Origin of the sequence: Mesorhizobium sp. M4B.F.Ca.ET.089.01.1.1, from assembly GCF_004022605.1 — a bacterium.
Taxonomy (GTDB): domain Bacteria; phylum Pseudomonadota; class Alphaproteobacteria; order Rhizobiales; family Rhizobiaceae; genus Mesorhizobium; species Mesorhizobium abyssinicae.
In genome coordinates this window covers 1-525 of sequence record NZ_RZOS01001299.1, presented here as the reverse complement: position 1 = coordinate 525, position 525 = coordinate 1, and the positions used below count along the sequence as shown (strand labels likewise).

Sequence of the window (525 nt, the reverse complement as noted above, 5' to 3'; positions counted from 1 at the left end):
GAGAACGCACAGAGATTCATTGAATTCATAACCCGCGCTGACAGGCAGGCAGCCTTTGTACAGCTCATGCCATACGGCCCAACCAACCGAAATGCGTTCAAACTGTTACCAGAAGCTGTCGCACGTAAATTCGCTAGCCATCCCGATTACTCGGCGTCCACCATAACAATGGACTCCAAGTGGTACAGTGAGGTGGGATCAGACGGCAAGACCAACAACGACAAAATTATCCAACGTTGGAACGAGTGGATTCTTCAGTGATCCCCGATCAGAGTATGTTGTGAAGGTGGCGAGGAACGAGTCCGTCGCCTTCCCACCTCTTAACTCTCGATGGAGCCGCTTCGTCCGGCGCTCTTCTTTGCGGTTGGGAGCTTGTTCGCTTAAAGCTACGTCCCGGCAGTATTAAAGGATCACTTGTGACCTTGCATGAAAACATTACCCGGCCATTTTCCGAAAATGAAGTTTCGGAGAAAAACACGGTTCCGGCGCAGATTGAGTTCCGCGGCGTCACTAAGATGTATGGGG

1 pseudogene is annotated in these 525 nt (G+C 51.2%); it reads left to right on the top strand.

The features are described 5' to 3' along the window. Positions 1 to 261 (top strand): annotated as a pseudogene (locus EN780_RS40075) (ABC transporter substrate-binding protein); the annotation flags it as partial. Positions 262 to 525: the final 264 nt, after the last annotated feature.